Raw genomic sequence first — 255 nt, 5'->3', positions numbered from 1 at the left:
GTTGTCGCGGTCACGCGCGATGGCAAGGTCTACCTCGGCGCCAACCAGGTCTCCTCCGGCGATCTGGGTCCGCGCATCACCGAGATGCTGCAGAACAAGACCAACAAAGAGGTCTATCTCCGCGCGGACGCCCGCTCCAACTACGGCGTCGTGATGGAGGCGATCGACAACATTCGCACCTCCGGCACCGACACGCTGGGCGTTCTGACGGAACAGCCCAACAACACGGTCGCCGGCGGCATGCAGTAAACCGGG

General features: G+C 63.9%; 1 protein-coding gene. It reads left to right on the top strand.

Annotated elements, in window-relative coordinates:
• Positions 1–249: ExbD/TolR family protein (locus AC5IJH_RS18320; RefSeq protein ID WP_491904265.1), on the top strand; the 249-nt coding region annotated here is incomplete at its 5' end.
• Positions 250–255: the final 6 nt, after the last annotated feature.

It is taken from the genome of Candidatus Dedyshia acidiphila, assembly GCF_051025295.1.
Lineage (GTDB): Bacteria > Acidobacteriota > Terriglobia > Terriglobales > Acidobacteriaceae > KBS-83.
Note: the sequence above shows the minus strand (reverse complement) of the source record. Positions and strands in the feature narration are given on the sequence as shown.